The organism is bacterium, assembly GCA_035703895.1.
In the GTDB taxonomy this organism is placed as follows: Bacteria; Sysuimicrobiota; Sysuimicrobiia; order Sysuimicrobiales; family Segetimicrobiaceae; genus Segetimicrobium.
This window is the reverse complement of sequence record DASSXJ010000212.1, coordinates 14,203-38,579: the sequence shown is the minus strand read 5'-3', so window position 1 is coordinate 38,579 and position 24,377 is coordinate 14,203. Positions and strand designations below refer to the sequence as shown.

The window sequence follows — 24,377 nt, the reverse complement described above, 5'->3', positions numbered from 1 at the left end:
TGAAGAGGTCCGAGCGGCGTTCAGATCACTGCGCTAATTCGATAGCTTACCAGCCGTGCTGCAGCGCACGAATGCGCGGCAAGTCACCGGCTTGGAGAGAGTTTCGATCGAGCAGGAACTTATCCGACTGAATCGCTGTCGTCGACGTCGCCGCTTATTGATCGGCGTTAGCCTGGGTCTGCCCTGCGTAAGCTCACCGCCTGAGAGATGCACAACGCTTAGCCGACGGGGGAGTCCGCACCGTGAGCGCGAAGATTGGAGACCGCGTCGTCGCCGCCGCGTCATGGGTGACGCGCGACTCGTGCCCTTTCACGGAGGAGGGATGGATATGCGGCGTGAGGACGTGGCCGTTCGGGGCGTGCACAAGACGACAGGGTACTCGCACGCGGCGAAGGCCGGGGGGTTGGTGTTTCTCGCGGGTCAGGTGGCGCAGGACATCGAGGGGGCGATCGTCGGCAGAGGCGACGTCGAGGCCCAGGCGGTGCAGGTGTTCGAAAACCTCAAGGCGGTCCTGGCCTCCGCCGGGGCGACGTTCGACGACGTCGTGAAGATGACGACATATACGACGAGCCTGGCGTACCGGGCGAAGATCGCGGAGGTCCGCGCGCGGTATTTCAAGACGTACTTCCCGCCAAACACGTTCGTGGTCGTGGCGAGCCTCGCCACCCCGGAGTACCTGCTGGAGATCGAGGCGGTGGCCGCGTGTCCATGACCGGGTCCCGGCGGCCGGGCCGATCGGGGAACTGCGCACCCGGAGCGCGAAATAGATGACTCGAGGCTGAGACCGAGGTAGGGTTGCACACACTAAGCCAGGAGGTGCGGAGATGCCCGTCTATATGGTAGATCGAAACCTCCCAGGGGTGACGATCGATCAACTCGCAGCCGCCCAGAAGGCCGCGATCGAGACCAGCCGGCAGTTCAGCGCACAAGGCAAGCCCGTGCGGTACATCCGCAGCACGTTTGTGCCCGGCGAGTCGCACTGCATGTGCCTGTTCGAGGCGTCGAACGCGGACCTGGTAAAGCAGGTGAATGAGACCGCCAAGATCCCGTTCACTAGGATCACCGAGGCGATGGACCTGACGCCCAAATAACCGCCGCGGGGAGGCCTCCCTCGGGGCCTCCCCCAACCTCCCATGTCCCGTTATCTTCCAGGGACGCCCAACCCGGACCGGAACACGCGGAGGAAGTTCTCTCCGAGAATCTTGCGCGCGTCCTTCTCGGATATGCCTCTGCGCCGCAGCGCCTGTGTCACGGCCGGCAGGTCCTGCGGGCCCGCGAGGCCCTCGACCGGCGTCCTGGCGTCGAGGCCCTGGACCTTGAAGGTTGGGTACTGAGGATAGACCTCGTCGTAGTATTCCTTGATAAAGTCCGGTCCGATTCCGACGTGCTCGATGCCGGCGACCGTCGCGACGTGCTCGATGTGATCCACGACCCGGTCCACGGTGGGATGGTCCCTGTCCACGAATGCAGGGAAGAAGTTGATCCCGATCACCCCGCCCGTGATCGCGATGGCCCGCAACTGATCGTCGGTGAGGTTGCGGTGGTGATCACAGAGGACGCGGGCCGAAGAATGTGAAGCGATCACCGGGCGGGTGGCGATTTCAAACACGTGGCGCGTCCCGGCCTCGGAGAGATGGGAGACGTCGACGAGGATCCCCACACGTTCCATTTCCCTGACCGCGGCGACCCCGGCGTGCGTCAACCGACCACCGGTGTCGTCCTCGCCGCTGCCGTCCGCCAGTAGCGTCCGACCGAAGTGCGTGAACGAGGCAATGCGCACGCCGAGCCGAAACATCGTGCCCAAAAGCTCGACATGCCGCCCGACACCCTCGCAGCCCTCCAGCGCGAGGACCAAGGCGATCTTATCCTGCGCGACCGCCTCGTCGATCTCTCCGCCGGTCAGGCAAAGCGCCACCGCGTCGCGGTTCGCCTCGACCTCCTGGTGAACGTACTCGACGAGTTGGAGCGTCCGGCGCAGGGCTCCCTCGGCCGCGTATTCGCTTTCCATAAATATGGGGACGACTTGGACGTCCACACCCCCCTCTCGGAGCGTTGGGATGACGTGATCCCGAAAGTAACCGGCTTCTCCCAGTGCTCGTTTCCTCGCAACGAGCAGGATCAAATCGTTATGGCAGTCCACCACAACGGCATCGCGGTGAAGGTCCCGCATGCTCTCACTCCTGATCTCGGCCGCGGCCCCCATCCCGCGCCGCGCCGGCTCGGGCGGCCCCCGGGTCTAAGCCCCCATCCATTGGGGCACTCATCTTACGCGTTCGGACACCGTGGTCGTTCCATCTTTCTTTTTTGCCTCGCGCACGGCTCGTACCTGTCGAGAAAGGTAATGAGATGAGGAGGTGCTGTTCATGGCGGTTCCCATCCTGCTTCCCACCACGGCTCGCGATGAGACATTTGGCGGCGTCACGTATCACATCGAGGGCGAACTCGTTCCGGCGCTCCACGTGGAGCTGTCGGCCATGCAGGTGTACTTCGAGCACCATATTCTGCTGTGGAAGGATCCCGCCGTCGAAGTGTCCCTCAAACCCCTCAAGGGGGCGTTCAAACGGGTGCTCTCGGGGATGCCGGTATTCATGACCCAGGCCAAAGGGCCGGGCAGGATCGCGTTTAGCCGGGACGGAGCGGGGCACGTGTTTGGCCTGCACATGAAGGTCGGCGAGGCGGTGGACGTCCGGGAGCACCAGTTCCTCGCCGCGACGGACGGCGTGGACTACTCGTTCACCCGGGTCAAGGGCGCCGCCAATATTCTGTTCAGCGGCACGGGGTTTTTTATTGACACCTTCACCTGCCTGCGGCAGGACGGGATCCTGTGGTTGCACGGTTACGGCAACGTCTTCGAAGTGACCCTCGGCCCGAACGAGCAGATCGACATCGAGCCGGGCGGGTGGGTCTACAAGGACCGCTCTGTGCAGATGCAGACCATCTTCCAAAAGTTCTCGACCGGGCTCTTTGCGAGCGCGGGCCAGATCTTCTGGAACCGCTTCACCGGGCCGGGGCGCATCGCGCTGCAGTCGATGTACATGCACCTGCCGACGGACGGGTAATCTGGCGGAAAAACTCCACAGATTCTACGCTGCCGGGGGCGCCTGATGGGCGCCCCCGATGTGTTTCGGGGCCGGATCCCCGGGGAAAAATGGTCTGTTGAAAGAGCGGTGCACTCATCCATAGGGCCGTTTCGGGAACAGAGCGGCCTCGAAAGGAGGGAGGAACATGATGCGGCGTAACGTTTCGCTGCTCGTGAGCCTCGTTGTTGCAGTGAGTTTGATGTTGCCTGCTGGTGTGTTCGCGCAACAGGCGCCTATTCGAGTGTACGTCGATGGGCAGCCGCTCTCGTTTGACGTGCCGCCCAGTATGATCCAGGGGCGGGTGCTTGTGCCGTTGCGGGGGATCTTTGAGCGCCTTGGGGCCACGGTCGACTTCGACCCCCAAACGCAGCATATCGTTGCGGTTCGGGGACCGCAGACGGTGGAGTTGACCATCGGGTCGCGACAGGCGCGCGTCAATTCTAACGCGGCCCTGCTCGACGTTCCAGCCTTCACGATCGCGGGCAGGACGATGGTCCCGCTCCGCTTCATCAGCGAGTCGCTCGGGGCAAACGTGCAGTGGGTTGAGGCAAGCCAGACGATCCTGATTGGCTCGACCGGTGCCGGCACGCCGCCGCCCCCGATTCTACAGACCCCACCCCCGGCACCGTCGCCGGGCCAGACGCTCTCGGGGCGGCTCATGTCCGTATCGTCCGGTGACCACCCTCAGATTGTCGTCCGGAGCAACAACCAAGACTACACGATTCCGGTCCTGCCCGAGACGGCCATCTTCCGCTACAATGCGCAGGGTAATGCGGGCGGCTCCGCGCCGCTCGGGGCGCTCCAGCGCGGCGATCACGTCGTGGTTGACATGAACGGCCAGAACCAAGCGGTGAAGATCACCGCACAGTACCGGGTCGGCGCGTCCGGCCGGATCGCGACGGTGAACGGCCGGAACCGTACCGTCACGCTTACCAGCGGTGTGTCATTCGTCGTCCTCAATGACGCCAGGATCACCCTGAACGGTCAGGCGGCGGACTTCGGCGCGTTCCAGAACGGGCGCAACGCCCGCTTCCTGGTTATCGAAGGGACCAATGAGGCCTACGAAGTGAACGTGGCCGACACATCGGCGCAGACCCCGACCGTCACCGTCGTCTCCGCGCCGTCGATCGCCGTCCCCGGCAACGGGGCAACGGTCGGAAACGCGTTCTCGGTGGAAGGCTCGGCGAGCCCAGGGGCGATCGTCGTCGTCAAGGCGCAACCGCGTCTGCTCGGAAACACGATCCAGCAGCAGACCGTCGCCAATAAGGCGGGGCGCTGGAGGGTGGACATGAACGTCTCGTCGATTCCCTTTGTGGCGTTCCCGTATGTCATCTCCGCCGTGGAGATCGTAAACGGCGTCCAGTCCGACCCGGCCAGCGTCGAGGTCTCCGTGCGCTGACCCGCGAGCCCGGTCATAAAGCGGGAAACGGGTTCGAGTCCCGTTTCCCGCTCCACCGTTAGCTCCTGTCTTCGATAGACTCAACAAGCGATTCGCCAGCAGCACATTCTCTCGTGTCCCCATACAAAAATGCCGCTCACGCGAATTTGCCGGCATGAAATGCGTGTTCTCATTCAAACAGACAGGGACGGGCAATCGACCGAAGGAAGGAACGATTACCGGTTTGAAGGGAAGCCATGCCTGATATTCTGATAACCACTTCGATCTGAGAGAGGGGGGTAGCAGTATGCCACGATTTCGGACCTGGACGCGTCCGGCCCTGTTCGCGATCTTCACCCTCGTCGCAGCGGTGGCTGTGGCGGGGTCGCCTACGCCCCGCGGGATCCTGCAGTTCGTGCCGCTCGTCGCTGTGGCACCCGATGAGCCCGATCAGGCGGCGATCCCTGCTGCTGCTGCGGCATGCATCACCCCGGCGCCGGTGTTCAAGTCGGCTTTCATCCACTGCTATGCCCCGTCCGATATCTATGCCGCCTACGGCGTCGGCGCCCTCCATAATGCGAACCCACGTAACGCCGGGGCGGGGCAGACGATCGTCATTGTCGACTCGTACGGCAGCCCGACAGCCCTGCACGATCTACAGGTCTTCAGCACCACCTTCGGCCTGCCCCAGCCGGACCTCACGATCATCCACCCGGACGGCACACCGCCCTTCAACAACTCGGTCAACGGCGCCCCGGTCGGCTGGGCCGTCGAGACCAGCCTGGATCTGCAATGGGCTCATGCCATCGCGCCCGACGCAAAGATCGTCTTGATCGCGACCGTCCCGTCCGAGACCGAGGATGTACAGGGGTTCCCGAACATGCTCAAGGGCGAAGAGATCGCGACGGTCAACTTCCCGGGCTCGGCCATGAGCCAGAGCTTCGCGGCCACCGAGCAGTCGTTCCACGGGGCCGGGGATCCGCAGGTGGCGCGGTTCGACAAGATCTACCAGCAGGCCGCTGCGAACGGGATGACCGTGCTGGGCTCGAGCGGCGACACTGGCACCGCGAACGTCGACAAACAGATGCGGGTGTTCCCCTTCCCGACCGTGAACTGGCCGTCGTCGGACCCGCTGGTGACCTCGGCAGGGGGAACTTGGCTGCAGTTCGGCTGGCGATGGAACCCGACAGTCCAAGCGTCCACCTATTTCACCTGCTTGGCGGCAGGCACCCCTGTCAACACCTGCCGGGCCAGTTACTTAAACTTCAACGTCGTTCCGGGCGGGCGGACCGAAGCGGTATGGAAAGAAGACTGGGATCGGATCGCGACCGGGGGCGGGCGCAGCGTGCTGTTCGCCACCCCGGCCTTCCAGTCCGGCATCCCGAATTTGCAGGGCCGTCGTGGCATTCCCGATCTGTCCTGGAACGCGGCGGTGAACGGCGGGGTACTCGTGTACACGAGCTTCCCCGGCGTGCGCTTGGGATGGCATACCGTTGGTGGGACGAGTGCCGCATCGCCCCAGCTCACGGCGCTCATCGCCGTGGCCAACCAGATGCGGGCTCAGGCGGGGAAGGGTCCGGTGGGGTATCTGAACCCCAGGCTCTACCAACTGCCAGCCGCCGACTTCCTTGACATCGTGCCCCTCGCGTTCGGGACCGGCGCGGGGGTGACCACGCTTAACAGCAACGCCGAGTACGGCTCGGGCGTTCCGGGCATGCCGACGACCGCAGGATGGGACCTCACTACGGGATTCGGAAGCCCGAAGGCCAATCAGTTCGTCACTGATCTGGCGGCGCAGCCGTAGGGTCGGGGTCGCCTGCCGTGACAGGATGGGGCGCTCGGCGCGGACAAGGGCGCCCCATCCCGGTCCATTCGTCGCATCCCTTCTGAAGTCCATGAGAAGATCCCCGGCCGAATGGGGTCTCGGGACGATTGAGATCCTCGTGGCGCTTACCCTCTTCAGCGTCGCGATGCTGGGGGTGTGGGGGATGTTCATGCTGTCGCTGTCTTCCGGGGTCGTGGCCGAGACCGCGTCCATCGCGATGAACCTCGCGCGGGCCCGCGTGGAGATACTGCGCACGATGCCGGCGCGGACGCTGCTCGCGGAGAACGACAGCACGTCGATCGCCCAGGTTCCCCCCGGACGGGGCCGGCCGTACACGATCCGCACGACCGTGCGTCGTGCGGTCACGGGATTCCTCGACATCGCGGTCGCAGTGAGCTGGCAGGTTGCGTATGGCGGAGGATGCGCGTCGGGGAACGCCTCAGCCAACTGCTCGGGGGGTCTCGTCACGCAGACGCGGACTCTGGAGACCCGGGTCAGGGGGCCGGATGCGCCATGACCCGTTCACGCTCGCAGCGCGGGTATGTGATCGTCGACGCTCTTGTGGGGCTCGCGCTGTTCGGGCTCGTGATCCTGTCGATCTACCAGGTATTCGTCATGGCTCTTGTGCTCGCTCAGCGCGCCGACGACCGGCTTGCGGTCCAGCAGGATGTGCGGCTGGCCCTTGATCGGACGGCCCGGGTCCTGCACGAAACCACCCTTGCGCCGGACCGGTTGAGGGTCTACCCGGCAGAGGCAGGGTGCACCGGACAGTACGATGGGTGCATCGGGTTCGTGACGGCCCGCGATGCGAACTGCGGAGGCCACTTTCAACTGGTCAACGGGGGTCCTAACTGGCAGGCGACGATCTACTTCTGGCGCGATGCGGCCTCGAACGAGCTGCGCAGCCGGTGCGACCCGAGTACTACATTCCCAGCGGTCGAGTGGCCACCCCCGGCGCTGACCCCGCACGCGGTCATCGGCACCCGCGTCGTCGGCGCATCGTTTACGCTCGAGCCCGCGGGGAACGCCGCCCCGTCATCGGTCGCGGTGACGCTGCACGAACGTGTCCCCGGTGCCTCCCCCAGCCGGGGTGATGTTTACGTCCAGACGGTCATCGTCCCGGAGAACCCGTGAACGCGCAGGACGTCCCCACGACCGAGCGCGGGGTCGCCATGATCGCGGTGCTGGCGACGATCATGATCGTGACCACGATCGGCTTCGCCCTCGTGGGAGTGATGGACACGGACGTGCTCCATGCGTCCATTCAGAATGCCGTGGCGCGGAGCTTCTATCTCGCCCAAGCCGGCCTGGAAGAAGCCAAGGGGGAGATCGCCGCCGCGGTCGATCCCCGAGCCTACACGACCCCGGCGCGCGGGGTGACTCGACCATACGGCGGCGGACGCTTCACGTATTGGGTGGACGCGGGGCCCGCCACGGGATGCGGCGCCGGCTTCAAGACACTCGAGGCGTTGGCCGAGGTCCCGTTCCTGAAGCGAGCCATCCCGGCCCGGGTGCGTGCGTGCGCAATCGCCGGGACCCCGATGGCGATTGCGCTGTTCGGTGTCTCGCGAATCGAGCTGGGGGGGAGCGCTACCAGGATCTATCTGGCCGGCTACGGCACGGACACCCCCGGCGGCGGGGGAAGCCTGGGATCATTCACCGAGACCCACTTCGCCGACACAGGAGTTCACCTGAACGCGCTGAGCGAAGAAGCGATGCAGATGGTGCGGCTCCGCGATGTCGGGTCGGTCCCCGATTACGCCCTTTTCGGCTTCCCTGCGCGTCCCGCCTACGACCCCGATCCGGCCGCCGACGGCTCGCCCTGGATTCTCGGGGTCTTTGGAGATCTCGTCAAGGCGCGGCCACAGACCGGGACGCTCTTGAACGCCTGCGGGACCGTCGCTGCCTGTGTGAGCGCTCGAGACTCGCATGCCGATCTCGAGAGTGTTGCCACCCTCCGCGGAACCGTTGAGAGCATGGCGCGCGATGCGGCCGGCATGCGGCATGTCTATATGAGGCGTATGCGGGAGCAGCAGCTTCCCCAGCTCGCGCTCGACCGCGCACCGTTTCTCGAAAGCGCCAAGCGCAACGCAGCGAACGTCATGGTCAACAAGCACGCGGGGTTCCCGGACAAGACCGATTCGGTGTACTCGAACTTGGATTTTTACCAGCTCGTGGGGTATCTCTCAACCCACCGGGGAGAGGGGCTGCAAGGCACCGTTTACGTGGCCGGGATCGTCCAGGTGGTCCGGGACCTCGACCTGGGCGGTCCGAACGGCGATGTGACGCTGGCGATCGCGGGTGACCTGATCCTCGGCGAGGACGTGAGCCTGACGAATCGGCACGATCTGACGACCGCGGCCGGCCGGGCCACGCCCGGGGTGGTGGTGTTGGGTCTCCCGACCCCGGCCGGACGCCTCACCACCGTGTGTGGAGGGCAGACGATCAGGGGATCCGGGCGGCTGGTCCTATGCGGAGGCTCCTTGCAACGACTCATCACCGACGGCCTCCTCTACACGGCGGACGGGATGACGATCGGGCCGGGTGCCGCGGTCGATCAAATCGGCGCCATGTACCACAACAACCGCGGCACTCCGAACTCGAGCTTCACCGTAGAGGATGCGACCGTTGTTCTTCGGTTCGATCCCCTGGCGCTGAGCGCCTTCGGGCGCGGCCTCACGATCCTCTCCTGGCAACAACTGAAGTAGTGTGAGGCCGCCCGGCGATCATCGCGAGCTCCGAGCCGATTAGCGCGAGTAAGACGACGACCGATACCTGAAAGTTTTTCACGTGCCCACCTCCCGCGTCTTAACCGTAGGGTTCCTGCGTATTTTAGGCCTTTTCAGCGCAAACGTATGAGTTCGGACGGATGAGCGCGATTTCATCCGGACGAGCGCCGGTCCAGCAAAAGAGACGAAAGTGAATGAGGTCCCCTCCTCCAACTGATTCGTCACAATGACCAGATGTGGTCCGGCTGGGCCGCGTGAGATGGGGGGTGTGCTGGGATGTGCGCGCGTTTGGGCTCCATGGGGATTATGTTGCTCTCGTGGCTGGGCGTATTGGTGCTACCACCGGCGATCGGGCCGACGTTCGCATTGCCGTCTAAGATGCATCCGGCAGCACATCGCTGCTACGGGCTGGGAAACCGCGTCATGCAGGTGACGGCGACCGCGTATAGTGTGGGGGATGGAATGACACCCGGCACAGAAGTGGCACTCGGTGGGAAGGTGTGGACCGGTACGGTTGCAGTGTCACACGATCTGACGCCCCTGCTGGGGCGCGACGTGTGTCTCGCGGGGTGGAAATATAGAGTCCGGGATGTCATGGCTCCTGAATGGACGCGGCGCATGGACATCTACATGGAAACCCCTGAGCTGGCACGCGTGTGGGGTGTCCGGGAATTGAAAGTACGGTATTAAAATTTCCTACTCACAGGCATGTGCAATCAGAACGCTCGCCGCGGTGAATTGTTGTCGGTCGCTTCGATTCACAACGCTAAACGCCCATTCGGCGAAAGCACCGAGGCGGTCACTGGTGTGCTGATTCATGCAGTTGAGTGCCCGCTGCAGATCTCCTACCGTGGTCACAGGCGGCGTCACAATGTCCTCCATGGCGTCTTGCACTCCCGCCCAATAACCGAGTTGGAGGCTGCGGTTATTCGTGCCACTGTACAACTGCGATACGGTGTACCATGTCAAACCGTTTTCCCCAAACGCAGTCACGACGCTCCCCAGCACCAGCCCAATCACCAGCCCTAGAATCACGCTACGGGCCTGCATGTCATCCTCCTTCATCCGTGTCTCCTGGCACCCTACACTAATGCCCCCGAGACACTTGTTCCGGACACGCTGAGAGGGGAGGACCGGTCGAACTCCGCGTCGTAGCGATGAGGCGCCGTCTGCTCGCGGCCCGAATGGGCCATCCCGGGAGGGCGCCTTCATGACCGACCTGCAGCCGCTATACCGTCACATCGACGGCGCATTTGAGCGACACCTGGAGCGAATCAGAGCGTTCGTCCGCCAGCCCAGCATCAGCGGCGAAGGCGTCGGAATGCGGGAGATGTCCGAGCTGGTCCGGGACACGGTCCGCTGCCTCGGTGGGAGCGCGGAGATTGCGCCGACTCCCGGGTGGCCGGTTGTCCACGGTGCGATCGACGCGGGGCGTCCGAAGACCCTGCTCCTCTACGGGATGTACGATGTCCAGCCGGTCGAGGGGGAGGAGTGGATGGTTCCCCCCTTCGCGGGCGAGGCGGTCGATCTCCCCGAGGTAGGCCGGAGCATCGTCGCGCGCGGCATCTACAACACCAAGGGCCCGCTTGCCGGGCTGTTCAATGTGCTCGAGAGTATTCAGGCGGTCGATGGCCGGCTGCCGGTCAATGTGAAGTTCGTCGTGGAAGGCGAGGAGGAGCTGGGCAGCCGCAACCTGCCGGGGTTCATCCATGCCCACAAGGATCGGCTCGGGGCCGACGCCACGTTCTTCGCGTTCTTCTGTCAGGATCGGCGCGGAAAGCCCGTGCTGTGGCTGGGCGTGAAGGGCATCCAGTATTTCGAGGTCGCCGCCCGCGGTGGTGCGTGGGGGGGCCCGCGGACACAGGGGGTCCACGGCAGCAACGCGGTCTGGGTGGGGAGTCCGGCGTGGCGGCTCGTGCGGGCGCTCGGCACGATGATGGATGACGAGGAGCAGATCAGGATCGATGGGCTCTACGACGACATCGTACCGCCGAGCGCCGAGGACGAAGCGCTGCTCGAGAACCTCGCCAAGACCTTTGATCCTGAGACGCAGCTGGCGATGTGGGATGCGGAGCGGTTCAAGTACAACCTCGCCGGCGCGGCCCTGCTCCGCCAGTACCTCTACACTCCGACGTTGAACATCGACGGGATCTGGGGCGGGTATACCGGCCCGGGGATGAAGACGCTCCTGCCCCACGAGGCGCGGGTGAAGATGGACGTCCGGCTCGTGCCCAACATGGAGCCCGAACGCGTCCGGGAGCGGATCCTGGCGCATCTCCGGCGCATCGATCGCGATGATATCCAGGTCCATTTCTACGAGGGCTACCCGCCGGCCAAGACGAGCGTCAACGAGCCGGCCGTCCAGGCGATGATCCGCACGGTTCGGGCCCTGAAAGGAGAGCCGGAGATCTGGCCGCACCTTGCCGGCTCGGCGCCGTTCTATCTCTTCCGCCGGGTCCTCAACCAGCCGTTTGTGATGGGCGGGTTGGGGCACGGAGGGCGGCCCCACAGCCCCAACGAGTACGCGACGATCGACGGGATGCGGTTGTTCGAGCGCTCCGTCTGCCGGTTCCTCTACGAGTTTGCCGCGGACTGAGCGGAATGCAGCAGTATCTGCTGCGGCGGGTCCTGATCACCCTTCCGATTCTGCTCGGCATCACCATGCTGAGCTATCTCATCGTGTCGCTGACACCCGGGGATCCAGTCCAGATGCTGATCGACCCGAACATGACGCGGGCCGACGTCGAGATCAAGCGGCGGGCGCTCGGGCTGGACCAGCCCGTGTACGTCCGCTACGCGCGGTGGCTCAACGAGCTGACCCACGGCAATCTCGGCTACTCGTTCAGCAGCGGGGCCCCGGTCGCGCACCGGATCGCCGAGCGCGTGCCGCCCACGCTGACGCTGACCGTCACGGCGCTGTTCCTCTCATACCTCATCGCCGTCCCTGCCGGGGTCGTGGCCGCCACCCGACGGTACACCTGGATCGATTACCTCGCGACTCTGTTTGCGTTCCTCGGGATCAGCCTGCCGACATTCTTCCTGGGCCTCGCCGGCATCTACCTCTTCGCGCTCAAGCTGCAGTGGCTGCCTACCGGCGGCACGGTGACGCTGGGCGGCGAGGGCGGGATCCTCGACACGCTCTTGCACCTGATTCTGCCGGCAGGTGTCCTTGCCGTCGCCGGAGCCGGGCAGGTCACCCGCTACGTGCGCTCCAGCATGCTGGAGGTGCTGGGACAGGAATACGTCCGCACCGCCCGCGCCAAGGGGCTCGCCGAACTTGTCGTGCTGCGCCGGCACGCGCTTAGGAACGCGCTCATCCCCGTGATCACCCTCGCCGGCCTGCAGATCCCAATCCTGCTGGCCGGGGCGGTGATCACAGAGCAGATCTTCGAGTGGCCCGGGATGGGGCGCCTGACGATCGAGGCGATCAATCAGCGCGACTACCCTATCCTGATGGGGATCACCCTGATCAGCGCCGGACTCGTCGCGGTCGCCAACCTGCTTGCCGACGTCGCCTACTCACTCGTCGATCCGAGGGTTCGCTACGAATGAAGAGAAGCGGACCCCGGATCACGGGGGCGTCCTTTTGGGCCCTCGCGCTCCGCCGGTTTCTGCGCCACCGGCCGGCGGTCGCCGGCCTGGTGATCCTCGCCGGCATCGCAGTGACCGCGCTTGCCGCTCCTCTGCTGGCTCCCTACAACCCGACCACGATCGACCCCGGCGCGTTCCAAGCCGGTCCGTCCGATCTGCACGTGCTCGGCACCGACAGTGTGGGCCGCGACGTCCTGAGCCGCTTGATCTATGCGGCCCGCGTCTCGCTGACCGTGGGACTTCTCGCCGTCGCGATCTACGCCGCGATCGGCACCACGGTAGGCTCCCTGGCCGGCTACCACGGCGGGGTCGCGGACGTCCTGCTGAGCCGGCTCATGGACATCGTCCTCTCGTTCCCTCCTCTGGTCATCATCTTGTTCGCGGTGAGCGTCTTTGGGAAGCCGAGCCTGTGGAACGTCATTATCGTGCTCGGCCTCCTGGGGTGGCCGGGAGTCGCGAGATTGGTCCGGGGCCAACTGTTGACGCTGCGGGATCAGGAGTTTGTTCAGGCGGCGCGAGCGTCCGGCGCCGCCGACGTCCGGGTGATCGAGCGTCACTTACTCCCCAACGCGATGGCGCCGGTCCTGGTCGCCGCCACCTTCGGAACAGCCAACGCCATTCTCGTGGAGGCGGCGCTCTCGTTCCTCGGGATGGGGGTTCAGCCGCCGACGCCGTCCTGGGGCAACATGCTCACCGACGCGCAGTCGCTGACCGTCCTCGAACGCATGTCCTGGTTGTGGATGCCTCCCGGGTTCATGATCCTCATCTCGGTCCTTGCTATCAACTTCGTCGGGGACGGGCTCAGGGATGCGCTGGACCCCAGCCTGAAGCTCTGACCCGAGGCCCCTCCGCCTCTCCCAGGTCCGCGTGCTCGCCGCACGGCGACCGAAAGAGGGGCGTTCCCGATCCGGGGGGAACACTCTCACGGCTCGTGGCCAGACCTGTTTTGCAATGAGCGAGTTCTACTGGAGGGAGAGGCATGAGCAGAATCCGTACGTGTTTGGCGGCCGCCGCCGCCATCGTGGTCACGGCCGCCCTGGGGCTCCCCGCGGGGGTGTGGGGCGCGCCGAAGTCGTCGCTGGTCGTGGTCAGCGGGATGTGGAGCCCCCCGAACAACTTCAGCCCGATCTACACCGACAGCTCCTACGGGTTCTATCCGATCCACTTCATGTTCCCGGGGATGCTGGAGACCCGCCTCGAGAACAACCAACAGCAGTTTATCCCGGCGCTGGCCAGCCGGTGGGAGGTGGGTGCCGACCGCCAGACCTTCACGTTTACGATCCACCCCAAGGCCGCGTGGCACGACGGCGAGGCCGTCACCGCCGAAGACGTGCTGTTCACGGTGATGACCATCAGCGATCCGAAAACAGAGACTAACCGGGGAGCTGAGATCGCCACGATCGCCGGGTTGGACACCGGCGGCAAGCGCGCTCCCGGGGCGCAGATCGGCTTCCGGATCCTCGGTCCGAAGTCGTTCGAGGTCAAAACGAAGGTGCCGGTCGATCCGACGATGTTCCTGGAGCGGTTCGGCAGTAACGTCTACATCATTCCCAAGCACGTGCTCGCCGCCGTTCCGCCCGATCAGCTCTCGAAACACCCATTCTTCCAGCGCCCCACCGTGGGCAGCGGGCCGTTCAAGTTCGTGCAGTACCGGACCGACGAGTTCATCGAGCTCGCGGCCAACGACAACTACCACCTTGGGGCGCCGCACGTCCGGCGGCTCTTCATCCGCATCATCCCGCCGGCGACGATGCTCGCGCAGTTGCAGCGGGGAGATCTGGACGTGACCGCGGGGTTCGGGATCGGCGAGATCCTGATCGAGGACTGGGACAGCGTCAAAGCCATGGGACACCTCAAGCGGATCTCGTTCAGGGCGCCGGGATACCAATACATGCTGATCAATTTCCAGCGCGCGTTCCTGCAGGACAAGCGGGTGCGGCGCGCGATCGCGCACGCCGTCAACCGGTCCCTGCTCGTCTCTCAGCTCCTGAAGGGCGAAGGCGAGCTGGCCGAGGGGCCGATCCCCCCCACGAACCCGTACTTCAACAAGAAAGTGAAGCCATGGCCGTTCGATCCCGCGAGGGCCAAGGCGCTGCTGCAGGAGGCGGGGTGGGACCCCAACCGGACGCTGGTGCTCCGGGTCCCCACCGGGAACGTGCTGCGCGAGCGGTCCGCCGATATCATTCGCGAGAACCTGATCGCGGTCGGGATCAAGACCGAGATCCAGAAGTCGGACTTCCCCACCCACATCGCCGCGATGAAGCAGGGCAACTACGACCTGGCGCTCCTCGGATGGACCGGTCCCACCGATCCCAACGTGGCCTCGCAGTACCGCACCGGCGGGGTGTACAACTATTCGTATCACTCGATCGCGCAGATGGACCAGGTCCTGGATGAGGGAGCCACCACGGCGGATCCGGCGAAGCGGCATCAGCTCTATGATCGGTTTCAGGAACTATTTGCGGACGAACTGCCGGTGGTCACGCTGTACTATCCCAACGCCCGCACAGCGGTCGCCACACGGATGACCAAAGTCCTCACCGATGCCCAGGGACTCTACGACTTGTCGTCCTATGCATGGCTGGCCGGGCCGCAGTGAGGGCGGTCGTCATCCATGAGCATGGCGGGTTAGACAAGCTCCACCTCGACGACATCCCGACGCCGCGCCTCGGGCCGGGGGACGCCCTGGTCCGAGTGCGGGCGGTCGCGCTGAACAACCTCGACATCTGGGCTCGCAGCGGTCCCCCGGGCGGCCGGCCGGTCTACCCGTGGCGCGAGCGGCGGCTGCCGACGACTACAGGCGTGGACGTGGCCGGGGTCGTGGAGGAGGTCGGGCCGAACGCGGGCGAGGTGCGGACCGGGGACCGCGTGGTGATCAACCCCATTTTGCACTGCGGCCGGTGCGAGTGGTGCCTTGCGGGCGAACAGTCGATGTGCCGCGACTATCGCATTTACGGGGAGCACACCCCGGGCGGGATGGCCGAGTTCACCAGTGCGCCCGCGAAGAACCTCGTGAAGATTCCGGACGGTGTCGCGTTCGAGCGCGCGGCGGCCGCCCCCGCCTGCGGCACAACCGCGTGGCGCATGCTCGTCACCGTCGGCCGCCTCCGCGCGGGGGAGGACGTGCTCGTCGTCGGAGCATCGGGGGGCGTGGGGAGTTGGGCGCTGCAGATCGGGAAACGGGCCGGCGCCCGCGTGTTTGCGCTCGTGAGCGGCCCGGCCAAAGTCCGAAAGGCCGAGGCCCTCGGCGTGACCCCGATCGACCGTGTGCGATATCCACAGTTCAGTGAGCGGGTCAGGGAGTTGACGGGAGCAGGCGTCCACGTTGTCGCCGATCCGGTCGGAGCGCCGACGTGGCCAGAATCGATCCGGAGCCTGCGCCCGGGCGGCCGCATGGTCATCTGCGGCGCATCTGGGGGAGAGCGGCCTGAGATCGACATCCGCGAGGTGTATCAGCGGCACCGGCAGATCCTCGGTGCGCCGATGGGAAGCGTGTCGGATTTTGCGGCGGTGATGCATTTATTGTCCCGCGGCGAGATCGAGCCCGTCATCGACACCGTGTTCCCGTTGTCGGAGATACGTGAAGCGCACCGCCGCTTCGAGGCGCGGGAGCACTTCGGAAAGATCGTGCTCGTCCCGTAGCCGCCACCATCCCACGGGCTTCTTACGCTTACGCCTAGGCGATCAGTCCTTCAAGTACCACGGCACGCTGACCACACTGATCCGCCGCTCCCCCTGGAGGAACAGCAGCGCCTTGAGCCACTGCCCGCGCTGGTTGTGCAGCGGGTAGTGGTACCAGTGATGCTCGACCATCTCCGGGATGATGATGGCCAGCTGCCGGTTGGGGTGCCGCCGTTCCAGATCCAGAATATAGTCTCGAATCGGCGTGATCACGTAGCGGTACGGCGACTGGAGGATCACGAGCTCTGGCTCCCCCAGCCCCGCCTGCCGTGCCGGTGCCACGGCGAGGGTGGGCCAGGCCCGGCGAAGGTCCTCGGTCTCCTCCCCGCAATCGACGTGCACGACGCGGACATCGGGGGAGATCTTCAACGCAAAGCGCAGCCCCTTCTGCGCCACCTTGTCCCAATCGCGCATCGGCATCACGACAAGCGGTGGGCGCAGGTCCTTCACGTCCAACGGCGCGCCACTCGCCGTCTCCGCCTCGACCCGATCGTAGTGGTGCCGGATCGCCAGCATGACGAGGATGATCGCCGCGATCAACAGGACCGTCACCCAGGCCCCGGCGGCGAACTTCGCCACGACGACGACCACGACGGTCATGGCGGTGGCCACCGCGCCGATGCCGTTGATCATCATGCTCAACCGGAACTTCGGGCCGCGAACTCGTTTCCAGTGCATCACCATCCCGGCCTGCGACAGCGTGAACGCCAAAAAGGCGCCCACCGCGTACAGCGGGATCAGCTTGTCCGTGACACCATCGAACAGGATCAAGAGGCCCGCGCAGACTGCGGCCAGAAAGACGACCCCTTGAGAGTACACGAGCCGCCGGCCGGGTGAGGCGAACGAGTGCGGGAGGTAGCTGTCGTGGGCGACCGCGCGCCCCAGCCGCGGGAAGTCCGCAAACGCGGTGTTCGCCGAGAGCGCCAGCACGAGCAGCACCGAGGTCATCGTGATGAAATAGAAGACGTTCCTTCCCGCGACCGCGGCGACGAGCTGTGACAGCACGCTTGCGTACCCGATCTGGCCCGGATCGGTCGCGCCGATGTGATACACGCGGACGAGATAGGCAATGCCCACCAGCATCAGCGCCAGAATAGCGATGATGACCGTCAGCGTCTGCTGCGCCGTCTTGACCACCGGCTCGCGGAACGCACGCACGCCGTTGCTGACCGCCTCGACGCCGGTCATGGCCGTGCACCCGTTCGAGAACGACTGCAGCAAGAGCCACATGGTCAGCCCCGCCGCCTGTGGATGCAGGGGAGGCGGCGCCGCGACCGGTACCGGAAGCCCGCCGGCGGCCAGCGTCTTGAACAGTCCCAGCGCCAACGCGCTGAGGAGGCTCCCGATAAAGAGGTACGTCGGCCACATGAATATCGCGCCGACCTGGCGCACTCCGCGTAAGTTTGCGATCGTCAGCGCCACCAGCGTGGCAAGGCACAGCGCGAGCGTGTGCGGCTGCCACTGGGGAACCACGGAGACGAGCGCCCCCACGCCGGCGGAGATGCCGACCGCCGCGGTCAGGATGTAGTCGATCATCAGCGCCGCGGCCGCCAGCAGCCCGGGCATCTCGCCGAGGTTCTCCCGGGCCACGGTGTACGACCCCCCACCGGTCGGGTAGGCCGCGATGGTCTGGCGATAGGAGAAGTAGAGGATCGCCAGCAAGACGACGATGCTGCCGCTGATGGGGAGGATGTAGGCGATGCCTGCCGCACCCAGCGGGATCAGCAACGTGAGCGCCGCCTCCGGGCCGTAGGCGGCGGAACTGAGCGCGTCGAGGCCGAAGATCGCGATTCCCGCGCCGGGTCCGGCTCTCTCCGCCCGCTCCGCGGACGACGGGAGTGGCTTACCGAACAGCAGATCGGCGAGCGACATAGTCCATCTTCTTTTCCCGAAGAGCAGACCACTCCCTGCGGCCGGGGCAGACACTACCCGATCGCCGTTCGGTAGTGTCCTAATTTGGAATTAAGGGTGCAACTCTTTTATGCCGCATTTTCTACTAGCAGCTCCAAGCCAGCAGCAACGCGGGCAGCGTGTAATCTGGTATCCGATCGGCGCCTCCTCTACGTCGCCATCAGGAGACCGGGGGTGATCGACGTGATCAACCTCGCGGAGATGGCCATCGTGCAGACGCTACCGACCGAAGAGGGGGCCCATACGACGGCGTTCGACCGGAGGCGCAACCGGCTGTACGTGTTCCTCCCGCGCAGCTGCCGGGCGGCAGAATACGAGGAGCAGGGACCGTGAGCCGCGCCGAGGTGAGTTACGGTGCCATCTAGCCGGCAAGGGCGGGGGCAAGAGCAAGAGCCTCCAGCTCCCATGCCGCATGCTGCGCGCCGTCTTCGTTCGCGATGTGCGAGGCCAACCGGCCCGCCGCCGCCCGGAACCTTGGTTCGGTGAGGACGCGCTGGATCGCACGCGCGATATGCGCCGGTGACGCATGGTGGTGTAGACGAACCCCGGCGCCGTGCGCTGCCACGAGCGCGGCGTTGCCCGGCTGATCGGCCAGGAGCGGGAGGCAGACGAGCGGCAGGCCCACCGAGAGCGCCTTTGCCAGCGTGCCAAGACCGCACTGCGTGACCATCGCCGAGGCGAGGGGCATGACCACGTCGTGTGGTACGAACGTCTCGAGGACGGCGTTTGGCGGTGCCGTGAACTGCGCGCGATCTAGCGACGGGCCGAGCGTTACGAGAGCGCGCACCGGGAGCGTGCCGACGGCCGCGAGAGCGCGCTTCAACACCGGACCTTGTCCCTGCGGAAGGGTGCTGAGGCTCACCAGCACCAGGGGCCGCGGATCGTCCGCCTGCCATGGCGACCGCCACGTCGCGGCGCTGGAGCGTTCCACCGGCGAGCCCACATAGCGGACGTTCGCCGGCAGTGGGTCTGGCGGAATGTCGAACGCGGCGCTTGACAGGATCAGCACCCGGGCGATCCGATCGTACTGTTCAAACGGTGAGCGAAGCGGTGTGAGCCCGAGCTCGTGTCGCGCGCGGTTGAGCGGCGGGAGGCCGTCCCGCCGGTAGCGGCACTCGATGAGCACATTGTACGGGGCGGCGCGTAACCGTCCGAGCACGCTCCGGGACGGCAGGAAGCCGGTACCATAGGGCGTGGCGCCGGGGGCGGGCCGGTGCTTCCACGTCCCGTGGACGAGCGCGGCGGCGGGAACGCTCTCTGCCTCGGCGGCGGCGAGCGCACCCAGCAGTATGAAATCGGCGACGGCCACGTCTGCGGGCGCCCGGTCGAGTTCCGCGCGCATGCCGGCGGCCCAGGCGGGCGACCAGACCAGCGGCGCGCAGTTCGGCGTCAGCCGCTCGAGCCACCGCGGCGTCCCGCCGCCGAGCAGTCCGCGGAAGCGGGCCTCGTCGAACGGATGGATTGCGGGCGCCGGCAGGATAATGGGTGTCGCGCCGGTGGCCCGGATGCGCTCGAGGAAGCGCTCGCTCATGGGCGGACGTCCGGCTCGCACATTCGGTCCCGCCAGCACCCGGACGTCGTGGCCGCGCCGGGCAAGCTCCGCGACGATTGGCAGGATGAGCGAGAGATTCCCGCCGCCCTCGAACATTGCGAACAGATAGCGCGCACGATGTTGCGATGCGAGCGCCATGGGTTGAATGTTATCATTTAAGGTGCACTACTGTCACGGCGTTAGGCGCTGCGCGTTCCAGCACGCGAGCTAATGTCAAGAGGGGTGGAAATTCTCTCAAGCAACGACCCTCTGCTCTATTACTGACACCAAGAATATCTGCACTCGTGGCATTAGCCCTTACTGGAAAGGTTCCATTGTGCTGACAGCGAATCGGGCATTGCCGCGCCTTGTAACTCATCGACCAAGGGAGGCGCCGATGACTGACCAGCGTCCAGACAAGGAGGTTTACTCCCAGCGGGACAATCCGGCCTACGAAGTTTGGATGGCGACACGGACGGCTGCCCAGCAGGCGGCCTTCTTCCTGCCGCATCTGCGTCCAGGCATGCAACTGCTGGACGTGGGCTGTGGTCCGGGGACGATCACCGTAGGGCTGGCCAAGGCGGTGGCCCCAGGCGACGTGGTCGGCACCGATCTCCAACCCACGCAGGTCGAACAGGCGCGTGCCGTGGCGGCCGAGCGCGGCATAGTGAATGTGCGCTTTGAGGTCGGCGACGCGTACCGGCTGCCCTTCCCGGACCGTTCGTTCGACGCGGTCTTTGCCCACGCGGTATTGATGCATCTTCGCGAGCCGGTCCGGGCGCTCGCGGAAATGTGGCGCGTGCTGCGCCCAGGCGGCATTGTGGGGCTCCGCGACCCGGATTTGGGAGGGGAGATCTTCACCCCCGCGACGCCCCTGCAGGAGGAACGGCGTGCACTTGGGAGGCGGGTCGGTCAGCACAACGGCAGGGATCCTCTTGTAGGCCGCCATCACCGCCGGCTCCTGCTGGAGGCCGGATTCGTGCGGGCCGAAGCGAGGGCCTCCGTTGAAAGTGCTGGGTCGCTGGAGGAGACGCTCCGCTCCGCCGCAGTGTTGAAGGACCGGTTCCGGGGCATGGCGCGGACGGCGCTGATCGAAGAATGGGTGACCCAAGCGACGGTAGATGCGATGGCCGCCGAATTGGACGCGTGGGCGGAGCGCCCGGACGCGTTCTTGGCCTCGACCTGGTGCGAGACGATTGGCTGGAAGGGCGATTGAAACGCGAGGGCAGCGAGTCCACTGCCTCACCGTCCACACTTTGACCATCAGGCGCGCGTTCGGCGTACTGCGCGGGGTACCAGCGGGAAGTACCAAGCAACCGGCAGTCCATGGCAGAGAATGGCAAATCGGCGTGTCCGTACATGCGTCCCGGCCCCGTTCTTCACGCTCGTTGCGTGAGATGGATACGAGAGCTTCAACAACGTCACTTTATCCTGCCTCAAGCGACCGCCCTCCGCTTTCTTGCTGACTCGATAACCTCCACTCCATCTACGAACTGAACACCGTCGAGCACCTTCACCACCACGTGCGGTGCGTCGATGCGCCGCCACCGGCGTTCCGCCCGTCGTACCAGTTGGAAGACCAGGTACAGGCCCGTCCGCGCCGTTCGCATCCGCCGGGTCGCCCGCGTCCGCAACCGGAACGGGTCGAAGACCGACTCGATCGGGTTGGACGTGCGCAAACTCTTCCAGTGCTCCCGCGGGAAGTCGTAGTAGGTGAGCAACTCCGTCTGATGATCGACGAGCGACGCCACGCCCCGCGGGTAGTCCCGCGCAAAGCACTGCGCGAACCGCCCAATCCGCTCCTCTGCCTCAGCCGGGTCGGAGCCGTGTAGATGTTCCGGACGAGCCCATTCGCCTCAGGCTGCAACCGTTGGGGGAGTTTGTCCAGCACGTTGAGCTGCTTATGACACCAGCACAGCTGGTGCCGGGCCTGGGATAGACGTCTTTGACCGCGCCCCACAAGCCCAGGCCCCCATCGCCGATGAAGAGCCGGATCTCTTTGAGACCGCGCCGGCGCAGGTCCCGTAAGACGTCCCGCCAGCTCTCGCGGGGCTCTCGGTACCCTTCGACCATGACCAGCAGCTCTTTTCGGCCGTCCGCGGTGACGCCGATGATGATCAGGACGGCCGTCTTCTCATCCTCGGGCCCGGCCTTCAAATAGCCATCGGCCCAGCAATACGCATAGCGCGGATCGAGCGGGCGACGTTGCCATGCCTCGTATTCCGCTACCCACTGCTCCTTGAGCCGCACGATCGAGGCGGGGCTGAGCGGGGCGGCCTCTCCCAGCAGCGTGCGCAGGGCCGGCTCGAAATCGCCCGTGGCCAGGCCTTGGAGGTAGAGCTCCGGCAGCAGCGCGCGGACAGTCTGGCTCGACCGTTGATATCGTGGCAAGAGCTGCGAGCGGAAGGGTTCGTCCGTCTCGCGCACCCGTAGGGCCCGGATCTCCAGCGTCCCGCACCCCACGGCGATCTTCCGCGGCTTTCCGATGCCATTCCGATACCCGCGCCGCCGTCCGACCCGGTGCTCGTAGCGCGCCCGCCCGAAAAACTCGTCCGACTTCTCGCTCCAACGCATCGATTAACATTCGCTGCGCGCCCTCACGGCAACGACGTCCAGCAGCGAGCGTACTCCCTGCTTGTCCAACCCCCGCAGGTGCTGATATCCTTGCAATGGCGTACTCCTTTCCCCTCCCCGGCGAGGGAGGCGTTCCGTGTGACTGGTTTCGGAAAGGGTACGCCACTTGAATTTCCACCCCTCTTGACATTACTTCCAGCACGCCTGCGCGCCCTGGCATTCCTTGTTCGCGCGGAGGGCATCGTGCAATCGCTGGCCTTGCGCCGCTGCTGGAGGCCGCTACGGAGGGGAGGGCTGCAGCATGAACAAACGTGGGATAGACCCAACCCTAAAAAGCGAGGATTGGTTCGGGAACAATATCGCTGTGATGTGCCCTCATTGTAACAAGGTCTACGTAGTCAGTGATTTTCTCAAGGAACCTGGGGGCAAACAAGGCGAGCGGGAGTGCCCGGACTGCAAAAAGTCAACGGGCGTGGTTCACGATGCGAAGGACAAGGGTGGGGAAGCCTACGTGATTTGGGATTCAAATTAGGACACTACCCCATCGCCATCTTTGCACTGCTGTGACACGCGTCTGGATACAATCGATAGAACGTGAACACGTGTACGCCAAATCGCGCAGAGGAGGATCGTATGCCGAAGATGTTATGGGGTGTATTCGGGCTCGTGTTCGCCATGGCGGTCGTCGCCCAGGGAACGTACGCGGCGGAAATGGGCATGGCGGACGAGCTCAAGACGGCGATCACACACGCGGGGTTCGCTGAAAAGTACGATTCGATGAAGGAAGTCAGCCTGCACCTGCATCACGTCGTGAACTGTCTCGTGGGCGAGGGCGACCCGATGTTCGACAAGGCCTCGGGAAACCCGTGCCAGGGTCAGGGCAAGGGGATTATGCCGGATATCAAGGCTAAGATGGGCCAGGATCAGGAGTATCAGGTGGCCTGGTGGCTCGCCCACATGGGCAGCGACGCGCTGAAGATGGGAAACCTCGCGCAGGCCAAGGCGGCCGCGCACATCATCGGGGTGCAGCTGACCGCGATGTCGAAGATGTAACCGGCAGTCGTCGAATCCTCCCCAACGGGGTGGGCGCCCTCAGGTGCTCACCCCGTTTCGATCTTACACGAACGGACGGCTGATCTCGTCGAGCCGGCTCAACACCTCGTCAGACAGGTTGACCTCGAGCGCACCCAGGTTTTCTTCGAGTTGCGCCACCGAGGTGGCGCCCGCGATCGCGCTACAGACCGCGGGCTGGCGGATCAGCCAGGCTAGGGCCAGTTGGCCCGAGGTGCAGTGGACCTCGCTTGCGACGGCCGCCACGTCCTCGGCAAGCCGCAGGGCTTGGTCGCTGATGCGCTTCGCGAACTGGGGCTGCGTCAGCGCGCGGGAACCCTTGGGCGGGGCCTGTCCCTTCCGGTACTTGCCCGTCAGGATGCCGCCCGCGAGAGGAAAGTACGCGATCAGGCCGATCCCCTGGTCTCGGCATAACGGCACGAGTTCGCGCTCGACCTCCCGCTGGGCCAATGAGTACTCCGGTTGCACGGTCTCGAACCGGACAAACCCGCGTCGGTCGCTGGCCCACAGCGCTTTGGTGAGCTGCCAGGCGGCGTAGTTGGACGCTCCAATGTACCGCACCTTGCCCGACCGCACCATGTCGTCGAGCGTCCGGAGCGTCTCCTCGAGCGGGGTTTCCGCATCCCAGGTGTGGATCTGGTACAGGTCGACGTAGTCGGTCTGGAGCCGGCGCAGGCTGCCTTCGAGTTCCCGGATCAAATGGTACCGGGACGAGCCGCCGTCGTTCGGCCCCTCGCCCATCTTCATCCCGCCCTTCGTGGCCAGAACTGCCTGGTGGCGCCGGCTCTTCAACCCTTCGCCGATGATCGTCTCCGACGCCGTCTGCGTGTAGATGTTCGCCGTGTCGATCAGATTGATTCCCGCGTCGATGGCCCGGTGAAGAATGGCGATGGACGTCGCCCGTTCGGCACGGCCGCCGAACGAGTTCGTGCCGAGCCCGATCGCCGAGATCTTGACCCCCGTCCGACCCATCGGAAGATGCTTCATCACGACTCCTCACGCGAAA

At 65.3% G+C, this 24,377-nt stretch carries 25 protein-coding genes; 18 read left to right on the top strand and 7 right to left on the bottom strand.

Features of this window, described 5'->3' with window-relative positions; translation table 11 throughout:
- Positions 1-328 precede the first annotated feature (328 nt).
- Positions 329-712, top strand: coding sequence for a RidA family protein (locus VFP86_14275; GenBank protein HET9000802.1), 384 nt, complete (start codon positions 329-331; stop codon positions 710-712).
- A 112-nt stretch (positions 713-824) separates the two neighbouring features.
- On the top strand, positions 825-1,091 hold the full coding sequence (locus VFP86_14270; protein ID HET9000801.1) for a DUF4242 domain-containing protein: 267 nt from the start codon (positions 825-827) through the stop codon (positions 1,089-1,091).
- A 50-nt stretch (positions 1,092-1,141) separates the two neighbouring features.
- On the opposite strand, the gene VFP86_14265 is transcribed toward VFP86_14270, so the two are convergent.
- On the bottom strand, positions 1,142-2,170 hold the full coding sequence (locus VFP86_14265; GenBank protein ID HET9000800.1) for a dipeptidase: 1,029 nt from the start codon (positions 2,168-2,170) through the stop codon (positions 1,142-1,144).
- A gap of 193 nt (positions 2,171-2,363) precedes the next feature.
- On the opposite strand from VFP86_14265, the gene VFP86_14260 reads away from it, so the two are divergent.
- The 7 genes from VFP86_14260 (at position 2,364) to VFP86_14230 (ending at position 9,702) form a co-directional block, all read left to right on the top strand.
- Positions 2,364-3,059, top strand: a complete 696-nt coding sequence (locus tag VFP86_14260) for an AIM24 family protein (protein ID HET9000799.1) — start codon at positions 2,364-2,366, stop codon at positions 3,057-3,059.
- A gap of 166 nt (positions 3,060-3,225) precedes the next feature.
- Positions 3,226-4,479 carry a copper amine oxidase N-terminal domain-containing protein gene (locus tag VFP86_14255; GenBank protein HET9000798.1) on the top strand — a complete coding sequence of 418 codons (1,254 nt, stop codon included), beginning with the start codon at positions 3,226-3,228 and terminating at the stop codon, positions 4,477-4,479.
- Between the two features lie 286 nt (positions 4,480-4,765).
- On the top strand, positions 4,766-6,262 hold the full coding sequence (locus VFP86_14250; GenBank protein ID HET9000797.1) for a S53 family peptidase: 1,497 nt from the start codon (positions 4,766-4,768) through the stop codon (positions 6,260-6,262).
- A gap of 91 nt (positions 6,263-6,353) precedes the next feature.
- Positions 6,354-6,800: a hypothetical protein gene (locus VFP86_14245; GenBank protein HET9000796.1), complete on the top strand. Its 447-nt coding sequence runs from the start codon at positions 6,354-6,356 to the stop codon at positions 6,798-6,800.
- Entirely contained in the window at positions 6,797-7,417 is a 621-nt protein-coding gene (locus tag VFP86_14240; GenBank protein HET9000795.1) for a hypothetical protein, read from the top strand. Before VFP86_14245 ends, VFP86_14240 begins: the two co-directional genes overlap by 4 nt.
- On the top strand, positions 7,414-8,991 hold the full coding sequence (locus tag VFP86_14235; protein HET9000794.1) for a hypothetical protein: 1,578 nt from the start codon (positions 7,414-7,416) through the stop codon (positions 8,989-8,991). Before VFP86_14240 ends, VFP86_14235 begins: the two co-directional genes overlap by 4 nt.
- Positions 8,992-9,288: 297 nt before the next feature.
- On the top strand, positions 9,289-9,702 hold the full coding sequence (locus tag VFP86_14230; GenBank protein ID HET9000793.1) for a hypothetical protein: 414 nt from the start codon (positions 9,289-9,291) through the stop codon (positions 9,700-9,702).
- A 6-nt stretch (positions 9,703-9,708) separates the two neighbouring features.
- Here VFP86_14230 and VFP86_14225 read toward each other — a convergent pair whose 3' ends face one another.
- Positions 9,709-10,077, bottom strand: a complete 369-nt coding sequence (locus VFP86_14225; protein ID HET9000792.1) for a hypothetical protein — start codon at positions 10,075-10,077, stop codon at positions 9,709-9,711.
- A 145-nt stretch (positions 10,078-10,222) separates the two neighbouring features.
- Between VFP86_14225 and VFP86_14220 the strand changes: the two genes are divergently transcribed.
- The 5 genes from VFP86_14220 to VFP86_14200 all read left to right on the top strand — a co-directional run bounded on the left by VFP86_14220 (position 10,223) and on the right by VFP86_14200 (position 16,245).
- A complete protein-coding gene (locus VFP86_14220) occupies positions 10,223-11,608 on the top strand; it encodes a M20/M25/M40 family metallo-hydrolase (protein ID HET9000791.1) in 1,386 nt (461 codons plus the stop codon).
- 5 nt (positions 11,609-11,613) lie between these two features.
- The gene (locus VFP86_14215; GenBank protein ID HET9000790.1) at positions 11,614-12,564 is read left to right on the top strand and encodes an ABC transporter permease; all 951 of its coding nucleotides are present in this window, start codon (positions 11,614-11,616) and stop codon (positions 12,562-12,564) included.
- Positions 12,561-13,439 (top strand): oligopeptide ABC transporter permease, encoded by an 879-nt coding sequence (gene opp4C / locus VFP86_14210; GenBank protein ID HET9000789.1) that lies wholly within the window; start codon positions 12,561-12,563, stop codon positions 13,437-13,439. The genes VFP86_14215 and opp4C overlap by 4 nt, the downstream gene beginning before the upstream one ends.
- A 143-nt stretch (positions 13,440-13,582) precedes the next feature.
- The gene (locus VFP86_14205) at positions 13,583-15,202 is read left to right on the top strand and encodes an ABC transporter substrate-binding protein (protein HET9000788.1); all 1,620 of its coding nucleotides are present in this window, start codon (positions 13,583-13,585) and stop codon (positions 15,200-15,202) included.
- Positions 15,199-16,245 (top strand): zinc-binding dehydrogenase, encoded by a 1,047-nt coding sequence (locus VFP86_14200; GenBank protein HET9000787.1) that lies wholly within the window; start codon positions 15,199-15,201, stop codon positions 16,243-16,245. Before VFP86_14205 ends, VFP86_14200 begins: the two co-directional genes overlap by 4 nt.
- A 42-nt stretch (positions 16,246-16,287) precedes the next feature.
- Here VFP86_14200 and VFP86_14195 read toward each other — a convergent pair whose 3' ends face one another.
- Positions 16,288-18,156, bottom strand: a complete 1,869-nt coding sequence (locus VFP86_14195) for an APC family permease (protein HET9000786.1) — start codon at positions 18,154-18,156, stop codon at positions 16,288-16,290.
- Positions 18,157-18,369: 213 nt separating this feature from the next.
- Between VFP86_14195 and VFP86_14190 the strand changes: the two genes are divergently transcribed.
- Positions 18,370-18,528, top strand: coding sequence for a hypothetical protein (locus VFP86_14190; GenBank protein ID HET9000785.1), 159 nt, complete (start codon positions 18,370-18,372; stop codon positions 18,526-18,528).
- A gap of 28 nt (positions 18,529-18,556) precedes the next feature.
- Here VFP86_14190 and VFP86_14185 read toward each other — a convergent pair whose 3' ends face one another.
- The gene (locus VFP86_14185; GenBank protein ID HET9000784.1) at positions 18,557-19,885 is read right to left on the bottom strand and encodes a glycosyltransferase; all 1,329 of its coding nucleotides are present in this window, start codon (positions 19,883-19,885) and stop codon (positions 18,557-18,559) included.
- 238 nt (positions 19,886-20,123) lie between these two features.
- Between VFP86_14185 and VFP86_14180 the strand changes: the two genes are divergently transcribed.
- Positions 20,124-20,942: a methyltransferase domain-containing protein gene (locus tag VFP86_14180; GenBank protein HET9000783.1), complete on the top strand. Its 819-nt coding sequence runs from the start codon at positions 20,124-20,126 to the stop codon at positions 20,940-20,942.
- Positions 20,943-21,162: 220 nt separating this feature from the next.
- Here VFP86_14180 and VFP86_14175 read toward each other — a convergent pair whose 3' ends face one another.
- Both VFP86_14175 and VFP86_14170 read right to left on the bottom strand, forming a co-directional pair.
- Positions 21,163-21,522 carry a transposase gene (locus tag VFP86_14175; protein HET9000782.1) on the bottom strand — a complete coding sequence of 120 codons (360 nt, stop codon included), beginning with the start codon at positions 21,520-21,522 and terminating at the stop codon, positions 21,163-21,165.
- 13 nt (positions 21,523-21,535) lie between these two features.
- Positions 21,536-22,300: a transposase gene (locus VFP86_14170; protein ID HET9000781.1), complete on the bottom strand. Its 765-nt coding sequence runs from the start codon at positions 22,298-22,300 to the stop codon at positions 21,536-21,538.
- 301 nt (positions 22,301-22,601) lie between these two features.
- On the opposite strand from VFP86_14170, the gene VFP86_14165 reads away from it, so the two are divergent.
- Together VFP86_14165 and VFP86_14160 are read left to right on the top strand one after the other, a co-directional pair.
- Positions 22,602-22,832 carry a hypothetical protein gene (locus tag VFP86_14165; protein ID HET9000780.1) on the top strand — a complete coding sequence of 77 codons (231 nt, stop codon included), beginning with the start codon at positions 22,602-22,604 and terminating at the stop codon, positions 22,830-22,832.
- A 101-nt stretch (positions 22,833-22,933) separates the two neighbouring features.
- Entirely contained in the window at positions 22,934-23,353 is a 420-nt protein-coding gene (locus VFP86_14160; protein HET9000779.1) for a hypothetical protein, read from the top strand.
- Positions 23,354-23,416: 63 nt separating this feature from the next.
- Here the strand turns inward: VFP86_14160 and VFP86_14155 are convergent, their stop codons facing one another.
- Positions 23,417-24,358, bottom strand: a complete 942-nt coding sequence (locus VFP86_14155; protein HET9000778.1) for an aldo/keto reductase — start codon at positions 24,356-24,358, stop codon at positions 23,417-23,419.
- Positions 24,359-24,377: the final 19 nt, after the last annotated feature.

What these genes read in the sequence shown, in the direction of transcription:
- VFP86_14215 (HET9000790.1), top strand. Translation starts at nt 11,614, where the DNA reads ATGCAGCAGTATCTGCTGCGGCGGGTCCTGATCACCCTTCCGATTCTG.
- VFP86_14255 (HET9000798.1), top strand. Translation starts at nt 3,226, where the DNA reads ATGATGCGGCGTAACGTTTCGCTGCTCGTGAGCCTCGTTGTTGCAGTG.
- VFP86_14160 (HET9000779.1), top strand. Translation starts at nt 22,934, where the DNA reads ATGCCGAAGATGTTATGGGGTGTATTCGGGCTCGTGTTCGCCATGGCG.
- opp4C (HET9000789.1), top strand. Translation starts at nt 12,561, where the DNA reads ATGAAGAGAAGCGGACCCCGGATCACGGGGGCGTCCTTTTGGGCCCTC.
- VFP86_14205 (HET9000788.1), top strand. Translation starts at nt 13,583, where the DNA reads ATGAGCAGAATCCGTACGTGTTTGGCGGCCGCCGCCGCCATCGTGGTC.
- VFP86_14170 (HET9000781.1), bottom strand. Translation starts at nt 22,300, where the DNA reads ATGCGTTGGAGCGAGAAGTCGGACGAGTTTTTCGGGCGGGCGCGCTAC.
- VFP86_14250 (HET9000797.1), top strand. Translation starts at nt 4,766, where the DNA reads ATGCCACGATTTCGGACCTGGACGCGTCCGGCCCTGTTCGCGATCTTC.
- VFP86_14275 (HET9000802.1), top strand. Translation starts at nt 329, where the DNA reads ATGCGGCGTGAGGACGTGGCCGTTCGGGGCGTGCACAAGACGACAGGG.
- VFP86_14260 (HET9000799.1), top strand. Translation starts at nt 2,364, where the DNA reads ATGGCGGTTCCCATCCTGCTTCCCACCACGGCTCGCGATGAGACATTT.
- VFP86_14230 (HET9000793.1), top strand. Translation starts at nt 9,289, where the DNA reads ATGTGCGCGCGTTTGGGCTCCATGGGGATTATGTTGCTCTCGTGGCTG.
- VFP86_14220 (HET9000791.1), top strand. Translation starts at nt 10,223, where the DNA reads ATGACCGACCTGCAGCCGCTATACCGTCACATCGACGGCGCATTTGAG.
- VFP86_14240 (HET9000795.1), top strand. Translation starts at nt 6,797, where the DNA reads ATGACCCGTTCACGCTCGCAGCGCGGGTATGTGATCGTCGACGCTCTT.
- VFP86_14155 (HET9000778.1), bottom strand. Translation starts at nt 24,358, where the DNA reads ATGAAGCATCTTCCGATGGGTCGGACGGGGGTCAAGATCTCGGCGATC.
- VFP86_14270 (HET9000801.1), top strand. Translation starts at nt 825, where the DNA reads ATGCCCGTCTATATGGTAGATCGAAACCTCCCAGGGGTGACGATCGAT.
- VFP86_14265 (HET9000800.1), bottom strand. Translation starts at nt 2,170, where the DNA reads ATGCGGGACCTTCACCGCGATGCCGTTGTGGTGGACTGCCATAACGAT.
- VFP86_14245 (HET9000796.1), top strand. Translation starts at nt 6,354, where the DNA reads ATGAGAAGATCCCCGGCCGAATGGGGTCTCGGGACGATTGAGATCCTC.
- VFP86_14185 (HET9000784.1), bottom strand. Translation starts at nt 19,885, where the DNA reads ATGGCGCTCGCATCGCAACATCGTGCGCGCTATCTGTTCGCAATGTTC.
- VFP86_14225 (HET9000792.1), bottom strand. Translation starts at nt 10,077, where the DNA reads ATGAAGGAGGATGACATGCAGGCCCGTAGCGTGATTCTAGGGCTGGTG.
- VFP86_14195 (HET9000786.1), bottom strand. Translation starts at nt 18,156, where the DNA reads ATGTCGCTCGCCGATCTGCTGTTCGGTAAGCCACTCCCGTCGTCCGCG.
- VFP86_14165 (HET9000780.1), top strand. Translation starts at nt 22,602, where the DNA reads ATGAACAAACGTGGGATAGACCCAACCCTAAAAAGCGAGGATTGGTTC.
- VFP86_14180 (HET9000783.1), top strand. Translation starts at nt 20,124, where the DNA reads ATGACTGACCAGCGTCCAGACAAGGAGGTTTACTCCCAGCGGGACAAT.